4 protein-coding genes are annotated in these 11,457 nt (G+C 59.7%); 3 read left to right on the top strand and 1 reads right to left on the bottom strand.

Going from position 1 to position 11,457, the window contains the following annotated elements; all coding sequences use genetic code 11:
• The first annotated feature begins 26 nt into the window (after nt 1–26).
• Both Mal15_RS10745 and Mal15_RS10740 read left to right on the top strand, forming a co-directional pair.
• Nucleotides 27–1,181, top strand: a complete 1,155-nt coding sequence (locus Mal15_RS10745) for a BON domain-containing protein (RefSeq protein WP_147867758.1) — start codon at nt 27–29, stop codon at nt 1,179–1,181.
• 736 nt (nt 1,182–1,917) lie between these two features.
• Nucleotides 1,918–2,454 carry a hypothetical protein gene (locus Mal15_RS10740; protein WP_147871948.1) on the top strand — a complete coding sequence of 179 codons (537 nt, stop codon included), beginning with the start codon at nt 1,918–1,920 and terminating at the stop codon, nt 2,452–2,454.
• A 348-nt stretch (nt 2,455–2,802) separates the two neighbouring features.
• Here Mal15_RS10740 and Mal15_RS10735 read toward each other — a convergent pair whose 3' ends face one another.
• Nucleotides 2,803–8,580: a neutral/alkaline non-lysosomal ceramidase N-terminal domain-containing protein gene (locus Mal15_RS10735; RefSeq protein WP_147867757.1), complete on the bottom strand. Its 5,778-nt coding sequence runs from the start codon at nt 8,578–8,580 to the stop codon at nt 2,803–2,805.
• A 437-nt stretch (nt 8,581–9,017) separates the two neighbouring features.
• On the opposite strand from Mal15_RS10735, the gene Mal15_RS34635 reads away from it, so the two are divergent.
• Nucleotides 9,018–11,420 (top strand): exo-alpha-sialidase, encoded by a 2,403-nt coding sequence (locus Mal15_RS34635; protein ID WP_233903396.1) that lies wholly within the window; start codon nt 9,018–9,020, stop codon nt 11,418–11,420.
• The last annotated feature ends 37 nt before the right edge of the window (nt 11,421–11,457 follow it).

The following is an 11,457-nucleotide window of genomic DNA, read 5'->3' as shown; positions in this document are numbered from 1 at the left end:
ATTTGGAACTGTAGGAGGCATTTCCCATGCGACGAAAGTATCTCGGATTGGCGATCGCTGCGATCACCGCGTTGGGCCCAGGTTCGGCCTTTGGCGGCGACAGAGAGATCGCCGAAGAAATCATGACCCGTTTGAAAGGCAACCGTGACTCCGGTGCCCTCAAAGACTTTACGCTTGACATGAAAGTGGATCAGGGCGTCGTCCTGTTCCGCGGCAGTGTCAGCGAGAACGAACAAAAACAGCTTGTCCTTGCAGCGGCCGAAGGCGTTGAAGGAATCACCAAGGTCGTCGACGAAGTCGCGGTCAAGGCGGATTCCACGCCCGAAGTCGCCGCAGCGTCACAGCCCGCCGAGCCGGCGGTCGCCGACAGCGACCAGTCGCTCCGCAACATGCTGACGACCGACCTGCTGCAGACCGATGAACTGACCGCCAAAGCTCCCCAGCGCGTCGCCGCGTTGGAGATCGCTCCGGGCCAAGTTCAACCGACCGCTGCAGTTGAATTGGCAGCCCCCGCCGGATTGAGCGACCAACAAGTCGTCGCCGGCGTCGTGCAAGCTCTCGGTGCAGCCCAAAAAGATGGCCGACTGAAAGGATTTGGCGTCGACGTCAAATGCCTGGACGGGATCGTCTCGATCGAAGGCCGCGCCCGTTCGGCCGAACAACGCCAGCGGATCATCAGCATTGCTGAATCCGCCCCCGGCGTTCAAGGGATTGACCAAGCGATCACCGTGATCGGCCAGCCCGCACCGGCACTCAGCCAAAACACCGGCATCCCGGCCCAATTGGCCAGCAACCGGATGGCACCGGTCAACGGGAACCAAGTTCCCGCCATGGCCGCACCGTACCAGACGAACCAACCGGTTCCGATGGCACAAACCTCGGCACCCGTGATGGGCGCCCCCGCCATGGGCATGCCGATGCAAGGCACCCCGGTCGCCATGAATCACGGCATGGGTGTCGGAGCACCTCGCTACGACGCTCCCAACCTGCCCAACTACGCTTGGCCAGGCTACGCATCTTACCCGAACTACGCTGCGTTGACTTACCCTCAACAGTACAGCCCTTCGGCATGGCCTTACATCGGCCCCTTCTATCCCTACCCGCAAGTCCCGCTGGGATGGCGTAAGGTGTCACTGGAATGGGACGATGGATGGTGGTTCCTGGACTTCACCGATCGCTAAGGCGAAATCGGTCGATGGACAGAGACTCCAGCCACAGTTCTGGAAATCGCTGCCGCGGGGAACAAGACAGTTCCTCGCGGCTTTTTTTATGGTTTATCGAACATGCTGCAGTGGGATGGGCTTCCAGCCTGCCATCGCTCTTGGAACGAGATCAAATGCAGCCGTGACGCGTCAAGTGAAGGAGACGCCCTCTCATGCAGGAAGGTTTTTCTTTGCGGTCACGCATTTTGGGGTGGAGGTCTGAGGGAATCGAGAAAGCCCACGGATGGCAGCGCGAACCCACGGATGGGATGCGGTCGGGGATCCGTGGGTTCGCCCTGCCATCCGTGGGTTTTGACCTCCTGTGGTTCCGGGCGGCCGGGAAAAACAATGGAAACCGTTGACGATCAACGACCTAATAACCGCATTCCCTCTGCCAGGGAGGGTTTTGTGAAAGCTTGGCGGCCGCTGGCCGTGCAACATTGCGTCCGTGAAACTGCACGCCGGCCACGGAATCGGTAAAACTCCTGATTTACCCGCAAGATCCGCATAAGTTCACACGATAACTGTCTGTACAAGCGGAACCCAATCGCGCTAGAACGCGCGGTCTCGTTATCGAACACCAGGGAAGGTTGCTCGGATGACCAACACGACGGACAGTCAATCAAACAACGCCGCCCAGGCAGAGCGTCTGGATTCGGCCATGAAAGGTGCGAGTGCCCTTTCGTCTCTCGCACGCAAAGTCAGCTTCGTGACGATGGCCTGCGTTGCCATCGGAACGACCGGATGCTGGGGCGTCGGCACGAACTACAACCTGGGATTCCTAGGATTCCCGATCCCCGTCAGCCCGTACTACCAGCACAAGGCTGAAGAGGATTTCTGGAAGAAAGAACGCTACGACCGAGTTCCGATCCTGGGCCCGACCACCTCCGGTGGCGCCCCGGTCGCTTTGGATCCGCCCAGCGACGACGAAGTGATGCACGCCCTCGAAAGCGCTCGCCCCGTCCAAGGCGGTATCCCGCTGTTGTACGAAAAGCAACGCAACGACGTGCGGATCATCAAAGAGAAGATCGCCGACTACGTCGATCCGCCGCGGTTCTATCCGCTGATCGGACCGGCCCAACTGCACCACGCACACTACAAGTGCACGATCTACTTCGAAGAGAAGACCACGATCGGCTATCCCGTGCCGCACACCCTGCACGATCGCGAAGCCGTCGAAGTCGTCTACATCGACCACAACCACTTCCACATGGTGGGCGACGTCGAACCGTACACCACACCGGCACTGTAGCCTGATTCACCAAGGGTTCCGCTTCAATCGACAACGCCGGCTTTGCGATTCAAACGCAAAGCCGGCTTTTTTTGTTTGCGAAACGAGGGCAGGAACCCACAGGAAATGAACTGACCGATCAAGCATCAAGTGGTCGGCGGAAGGGGGGGTACGACGTCCTTTCTAGGTCGTCGCACCGAGCCCCACGGGCGACGGCCCGGAAGGGCCATCGTACGCGGCGCAGCGACGCACTCCAGCGCACGTTGGTGTCTAGCCTTTAGGCGATTCCCCCTCGCTGCATCGCAGCGAGAGACGACGGCCCGGAAGGGCCATCGTACACTCGAAACGCGATGGTCCTACGCTAGACAGCTACTTGCCCTCCGACCGCAACAAGGCGATCAGGTCGGCAACGTCTTGCGGTGATAGCTCCTTTTCCAATCCATCGGGCATCAACGATTTCCCCGACGCCCGCAGTTCCTCGATCTCCGACCGCAGCACCGTTTCCCGTTTCCCTTCGTTGGATAGCAGCGTGATACTGCTGCCGGTCTCCGTCCCCAACAACCCGTTGCGGACGCGACCGTCTTCGGTCAACACGATGTACGTCAAATAGCGTGCCTCGACCGCGGCACTCGGGTCCAGGATGTTCGCCAACAGCACATGCGGTCGTTTGTCGGTAATCGATGCCAGGTTGGGGCCGACGTCATGCCCGACTTGCCCCAGCCGGTGACAGGCCGCGCAGCTCTTGGCGAACAGCTTTCGGCCCCGGTCGGCATCGCCGGTCAGCGTCAACGCAGATTGGTAGTCTTCGATCACTTGCTTGCGATCCGGAGTCGTCGACGAAGCAAACATTTCGGTCCAACTCGCTCGCAGGGCTTTGTCTTTGGTCGCCAACAGCCGTTCACGAATCGCCGGATCGATTTCCCCCGCGGAGATTTGTTGCGAACGCACCTCCGCCAACAACGCCGTACTCCACACCTCGCGACCAGCCAGGACATCAAGCACACGGGAGCGGACCGCCGGGCCAAACGACGACCAACCGCCCAGCAATGCGTCCGCAACCTTTGACAAGCGGTCATTTGACTGTCGTTCGACGTCCTTCTCAGACCCTTCATCTACGTCGTACACACGGGGCGGACTTGCCAATTGATCGACCACTGCAAGCTGCAACTCGACGGTCGATTGTGGAATCAACAAATCGGAAAGACGTTGCAAATCATCGTCGAAAGATTCCTGCTGTCGCAACAACAGCCGCAACGACGCGGCGGCCGAAGGAGTCAAACTTTGCGGGCCATCGGAGAGCACACGCCGCGCCTGCCGGATCGTTTGATCAATGGCATGTTGATGCTGATCAGAGAGCTGCGCGATCGGAAAACGACGCTTGCCCAGTCCGTCCAGCAGATCCGCCAGACCCGAGATTTGCCACGGCGTGAGCGATTCATCCGTGCCATCGCACAGTCTGGCCGTGACCAGACCGATCGCCCGGGCATCCCCCAACGCAGCGACCTGCGCGAACAAGATGGGCTGCAGCGTACGTTCCGCGGTCGACGGGGCGGCAGCAAATTCCGTCCGCGTCAGAAACTCACCGAGCACGTCGGCGATGTTCCGCTGGCTCAATGAACCCATCACGTTGGCAATCAGGTACGATTCCGCTGCGGGATGGCTTGCCAGAGCAACCAGTGCCGCGGCCGCCCGGGGATCATCGTATTCTCCAAGCGTCGCCGCTAGCTGTAGTCGCACCTTGGCGTCTTTGTCGTCAACAAGGGAGACGAGCGGGGCGACATCAATGCGATGCTGTGCTGCCAGCCGCACGGCTTGGCGGCGGACGCCCGCGTGCGGATCGCGCAGAGCCGACTGCAAGACGTCTGCGTTCAGTTGCTGCAGTCCGTTCAATGTGCACAGGGCCTGTAGCCGCGTTCGTGGGCTTGGATCCATGGTTGCCATCGATTCCAAAATGGAAACCGCCGCCCGGTTCCCGCTGCGAACCAATTCACGCTGCGCCGCGTCTCGCTGCCAACCGTTGGGGCTGGTCATGGCGGTCAGCAGTCGCTCGGTCGTCTCTTCGATCCTCGGCAGTTTCGGATTCTCACCGGCCGGAACCACCCGATAGATTCGCCCAAAATTTTCGCCCAGCCGATAATACGGGCGCAGTTCATCTTTGCCGTTTTGCGGCAGCCATTGGGGATGTTCGATCATGTAGCGGTACATATCGACAACCCACAACGCGCCGTCGGGGCCGGTACGCACCATCACCGGCCGACACCAGCGGTCTTCACTGGCAAAAAAATCTACGACATCTTCGGCCGGATCACGGCGGAAACCAAAGCTGACCCCATCGTCGAAAATGATGTTGTGTTGGACCAGGTTGTGAAACGGTTCACAGGTAAATGCGTGTTGTTCGTCGTCGCGAATGGAAAACAACAAGTCATCCCGATAAACCATCGCCGAACAGGCCGACGTAAATCTGCCGGATTGGTTGAAGCTGTGAAACCGTTTCTGCAGTTGCGCTGCGGGGAACACCGGCGGATTGACCGGCGTGACGACTTGATGTTTCGGATCCGGCGGCGCGAAGTGCGGATTGCGGCGGATGTCTTCGTCGGCCAAGACATAGTGCCAAAGCGGACGACTGTTCTGCACACCGAACCAATTGCCCCAGTCGTCTCGGTTGCGTCCATACTGTGACGGCCCGCTCTGTGGATCGACTTCCCCGGTGTCGGGGCGAAAGCGGAAATCGCGGCTTCCGACTTGATAACTTTTGCCCGTCATCGCCGACGTGATCTGGTTGCCTTTGCCGTACCCCGAATGATGGCTGCCGCTGGCGCAGTGAACCCAGTTGTCCAGCCCCCAACGCAAACCGTTCACTCGCAATTGTTGGTTGCCTTCCAAGAACCCATTCAACAGCGGACGGCGAACGTCGGCTTTGCCATCTCCGTTGCTATCTTCCAAATAAAGAATCTGGGGCGCGGCCGTCACCAATACGCCGTCGCCCCAGACCAGGATTCCGTTAGGAAAACTCAGCCCGTCGGCAAACAACGTGGATGTTTCGTAGCGTCCATCGGCATCGCGATCTTCCAACATGCGAATCCGACCGCCCGGCTTGCCTTGACCGTCCATGCCCAGCGGATAGTCGGCCATTTCCACCACCCACAGTTTTCCATCGAGCCCCCAATCGATCGCAACGGGGTCATTCAATTGCGGCTCGCTGGCGACCAATTGAACCTCGTATCCTTCGCGAACATGAATGCGTTCCAGCGAATCGTCTGCGTCGGTTGGCGTCGGTTCCGCCGCCGCTTGGTCGGGTATCGAGGCAGCCACAGCGGTGGTCGGTTTGACGCCGGCGGTGACGAAATGCGAGTGGGCTTCTTCACGCGAGAGCGGCCGATCGTAGACCGCCACTTCCTCGATCATGCCTTGAAAGTTGGCAAAATTGTCGTTGCGGCCACCGATTTGAAATTCGGCACAGCCCGGCGGATAGGTCTTCGGCAATTGGCCGTCGATTTCTAGTTCTCCGTTCAGGAAGACCCTCACCTTTTCCCCATCACGTGACAAGACCACATGGTTCCAACTGCCGGGGACCAGCAACGTCCGTCCGCTGACAAGTTCGCTGCGTTCATTTCCGTTGAAGACCAACAAGCGGCCGGTCGCAGAATAGGTCCCGCCGATACCAAGGTTGTCACCGGGAGCACCGCCCGCTCCGTCGACACCGCGGGTCAGCAGATATCCGGTGACCGGTCGGCTGGTGATGGGCATCTCGTTGCGGAACCAGAATTCGACGCTGTATTGATCGTCCAGTTTCGAAACGCCCGCCAACACACGGCCGCCGGAAAAGTTAGGCGTGGCGGAACCTGGCTGACGCGGTCCGGCGTTGGGTTCATAGCGGCCATGGTTTCCACCCACCAAGTCGTGGGCCGCGTCGCGGTTGTCATCGTGCAGCCGCCAATACGCCAGCGGGTTCGCAGCACGCACCTGGTCGGCATAACGTTTCAGCGAATCGGCATCGGATGGTTTTTCTCCTTGCACGACCGGTCGCCGGGGACGCTGCGGCGGTTGCATGTTCGACGTGCGATACAGTTCGCTTGATTCGTCGGCCGACAGCGGACGCGCGAACACCGCGACGTCATCCAGCTTGCCATCGAATTGTCCGAAGACCAGTTCCGCCTTCGTCGTCCCCGTCAGCACCGACGACTCGACTTCCAGCTCAGGTTTCCCCTTGCCGTCCAAGTAAACCCTCACCGTATCCCCGTCACGGACCAGCGTGACATGATGCCAGGCTTTGGTGGCAAGCGGAGTCGACGCGACGTGTTGCTCGGCCCCCGCGACGAACGCCAGCACGGACATTCCATGTTCATCATTGACGATCGACAAAACGTCCTGGGGAGCATCACTTCCGCGCGACACGAGCGTCCCCGGCGGTTGCCCCTGCCCACCGGTCAATCCGTTCCAGAACCATAACGAAACGCTGTATTCGTCCGGTAGCGAATCGATGTTCGCGTGCAGCGATCCGCCGGCAAAATAAACGCTGCGGTTGGTCGCGGCGCCGATTCCACTCGCATCAGGCCCTGGCAGGTACAACGCCACGCCACCTTGGTAGGTCGCGTGATGGCTGCCCATTGCGTCGGTTGCCCGATCGACCACGATATCCCCCAGCCGCCAATACGCGGTCGGCCGGGTCTGAACCACCGCGCGAGAATACGCGTTGGGCGGATCGATCGTGGGGCGGCGTTTCTTTCCCGAGACCGATTCCAGAAGCGACAACACGCCCTCGACGATCTTGGGTTCTGCCTCAACCTCCAATCCCGCCGTCCGCGCCGGCCAAGTCGTGTATCCGCCCAATCGAAGCTGCTCCGGCGGCGGGATGTAACCTTCGGCTCCGTTGGCGAGTTCCAAGTTAAAGGTGCTGGAGAGCGGACTTTGCTGCTTCAGTTTCAGCCCCGTGATGCCGTAGACTTCGTTCGGCAGCGCCGTGATCCCCAACTCACCGATCCGCACGGCTTGCAGAACGACCTCGGTTTCCCGGTTCTGGTCAACCCACTCGGCCTGCTGGGCATAAACCTCCTGACGATCTTTCGGCGGACGATCACCACGTTTCTCATTGAATGTTCTGGCCCATGCCAGACGCTCCGCATCGGGGACGCGACGACGAAGTTTCATCCGGGTTTCATCCATCGCGATCGTCAAGTCGGATCGATACTGGATGTCGAGGTATGCCGCCATGACTTTTTCAGCGATCGATTTCGCATAGTCCGCCCGGTTGATCGGTCGATGGGGCTGGGCATAGTCCATCCAGTGAAGGTCGCCGCTGGTTCCTTGCGACATGATGCCGACGAAGAGACGCTCCGCGTCGGCCGGTGAACTGAGTTTTTCCTCCAGCGAGCGCGCCACTTCGCCAAAGTAGTCCGCCGAAAAACCCGAACTGCTGCCGAAGTAGTGCATCGAATAGTTGGCCATCAGACAGATCGGCGAGTCGTTGTCGGTCGCCACGACGCTCAGCACCGACAACTGTGGATCGATCGGACCGGCGGGGCTGACGTAGTCGGGATTCAGATAGCCCGGATGCATCATCGCCCGCACCGTCGATGCGCCGAACGGATCGTTTCGGATGCGATCGCTACGCGTGATCCAGCGTCGGCAATTCGTGTGCTCGGCCGCATCGACCGACGTCCACCCGATTTTGGCCGGTCGCATGTTCTGGTGCGCCTTCACGATGGCCTGGGCGACCTGCGGCACAAAAAAATCGATGTACGCTTCATCGCGACTGGTGCCCAAACAGTACGACATCACCGACGGAGCCGAATGGGTGTGGGTGGCACTGATCAAGATGCGATTCTTCGCCAGACCAATCCTTTCGGCCACCTTCGCTTTGATGGCGTCGCAGATGTCGGTGGGGATCATGCAGGAATCGACGATCGCGATCGCGACGGTCTCGTTGCCGTCTCGCAGCACCAAACATCGGGCGTGAAGCGGATCGTCAACACGATTCCAAACCGCCTGCAAAAACCCGCCGTTACGAATCGCCGGCAATGTCCGCGGTGAGATGTCCACTGATGCGGCACCGGCCGACAGCCCTTGGGATCGCGCGGCATCGTCGGCGCCTGCCAGCATCGGCGAAACGATAAAAAACAACAAAAACGCACCGGGCAAGGTTTTCATAAAAATCCAATCGATTGATCTGACATGGAGACCTGGAACGAAACGCCATCCACGTGGGGTGTTCCTTCAGCCGGGGAGTCGTGAGTCAGGGGCGTGAAAGACCGCCGGAGCGGTTCGTGCTGCACCAAGGTGGGGATGAAAACGAGCAGCGAGATCGGGAGGGGACCATTGACGCCTGGTTGCGTCGATTCAGTATTGTACACACTGCGCCGTCCAGCGCACGTTGGTGTTTAGCCTTTAGGCGACTCCCCCGCCGCTGCTTCGCAGCGAGACTGTGCGGCTAAAACCTGAACACCAGCGGTTGCCGTATCCCCTATAACTTCTCCCATTCCATTCATCGCTCCCACGTTCCCCCTCACGATCCTCTCTCGATGAATCAGCATCATTCCCCCATTTTATTTCCTGTCCTCGCGGCAAGCCTGTGGCTCGGCTGCGTCTTGACTGATTCAACGTTTGCGCAAGAACAGAGTGATCCGCCGCCGAACATCGTGATGATCATCGCCGATGACCTGGGCTATGGTGACCTCGGTTGCTACGGCCAAAAACTGATCGCCACGCCAAACATCGACCGTTTGGCCGAACAAGGGACCCGTTTCACCCAGGCCTACGCAGGTGGCCCGGTGTGCACCTCATCCCGCAGTGTGTTGATGACCGGATTGCACGGCGGTCACACCCCGGCTCGCGACAACGTTCCGCACTACCCGACCTACTTGGACGATCACGACCAAACCGTTGCCGAAGTCCTCCGGGGCGCCGGCTATCGTTGCGGCGGTGTCGGCAAATGGTCGCTCGGTGATGCCGGAACCGCCGGCGCCGCCACTCGGCAGGGATTTGATCAGTGGGTCGGTTACCTGAACCAGGACCACGCGCATTATTACTACACCGAATACCTGGACCGGGGTGAAGGTCGGATCGAATTGCCCGGCAATCCGATCGCGCGACACACTTACAGCCACGACGTCTTGACCGATCACGCGTTGAGCTTCATGACGGATGCGAGGCAACAACCATTTTTTCTGTACGTCGCATACACGCTGCCGCACTTTTCTTCTAAAACCGAAGATCGCGACGGCTTGGCCGTGCCGTCGACCGCCCCCTATTCGGATCGCGATTGGCCGGACAAGGCAAAAAAATACGCCGCGATGGTTCACCGGCTGGACGAAGGCGTCGGTCAAATTGCTGATCGAATCGACGAGCTTGGGATCGCAGAGAATACCTTGCTGATCTTCAGCAGCGACAACGGCGGCCATGCGACGGTTTGGGACCGATTTGACACCAACGGCCCGCTGCGCGGATACAAACGCGATCTCACCGAAGGCGGCATACGGGTTCCGTTCATCGCGCGTTGGCCCGGTAAAATCCCCGCTGCAACGGTCAGCGACGAAGTCATCGCGTTTGCAGACATGATGCCGACCTTTGCCAAGATCGCTGATCAAAAAACGCCGGCGGATCTTGACGGTGTCTCTGTGCTGGACGTCATGCTTGGCCAACAACGTACGGCCAAACGAGACCACCTGTATTGGGACTATGGCCATTGCCGACGCTTTTATGACCAGGCCGTTCGCCAGGGCGATTGGAAAGCGATCCGGCTGGGAAAGGAAAAGGGTGCCATCCAGTTGTACAACCTCAAGAACGACGTCGGCGAGTCCGAAGACGTGGCCGCCGATCATCCCGAAATCGTCGCGGCACTGGCCCGCATCATGGACAACGCGACAACGCCCCATCCCCGCTACCCGGTCGGCCAACGGTATCAAGGCGGACCGATCTGGCGCGCCGAAAACCAACACGCTTCACTGGTCGACTTGCCATCGGTTTCTCGGCCGGGACAAGGAGCTCATCTGCAAAGCGAGTTTGTTTTCCATCCCGACAACCGTCCGACACCACAATGCCATTCGTCCACCTTGGTCGAAACCCCCTCCGGCCTGGTAGCCGCTTGGTTCGGAGGCACGAATGAACCGGCGCTTGACAACGTGATCTGGGTAGCTCGTCAAGTCGACGGGCGATGGCAAGAACCGCTCCAAGTCGCCGACGGCAGCGAAGGCGAATCGGAAGAGCACCGTGTCGGCAATCCCGTGCTGTTCCAAACCAACGAAGGACCGCTGCTGTTGTTTTACAAGGTCGTCGATCCGAAAGTTGGGCGAGCGTCACATTGGTGGGGCATGCTGATGACGTCCGACGACCATGGCGCGACTTGGTCAAAACCACGTCGGATCGGCATCGATGAAAAACTGGGCCCGGGCAACCCCAACCTGATCGGACCGGTCAAAAACAAACCCGTTCAACTTGCCGATGGCACGATCGTCTGTCCCTCCAGCACCGAACACGACGGCTGGCGCGTGCACTTTGAAATCAGTCGCGACCTTGGAAAGACCTGGACGGTCATCGGCCCGATCAACGACGCGGCCAATTTCAACGCGATCCAGCCGAGCCTGCTCGTGCACCCCGAGAACCAACTGCAGGTGCTTTGCCGGTCAAAGGAAGGTGTGATCGCCCAAAGCTGGTCGCAAGACGGAGGAAAAACCTGGGCACCGATCACGGCGACGACGCTGCCCAACCCCAACTCCGGCACCGACGCGGTGACACTGGCCGATGGCCGGCAATTGCTGGTTTACAACCACACGATCAAACGCGGTCCGTTTCCCGCCGCGCGGACGATGTTGAACGTCGCGCTGTCCGATGACGGAAAGAAGTGGGAACCGGTGCTGACCTTGGAACGCGAGCGCGGGAGCGAGTTTTCTTACCCGGCTGTCATCCAAACATCTGACGGCAACATCCACCTGACCTACACCTGGAAACGCCAAAGCATTCGGCACGTGGTGTTGGATCCGGAACGATTGTGATTTTGGCGTAGCTACGCTCGCCAGAGCGGGGTACTCA

Origin of the sequence: Stieleria maiorica (genome assembly GCF_008035925.1) — a bacterium.
Taxonomy (GTDB): domain Bacteria; phylum Planctomycetota; class Planctomycetia; order Pirellulales; family Pirellulaceae; genus Stieleria; species Stieleria maiorica.
The sequence above is the reverse complement of the archived record's forward strand: the minus strand, read 5'-3'. Positions and strand labels throughout refer to the sequence as shown.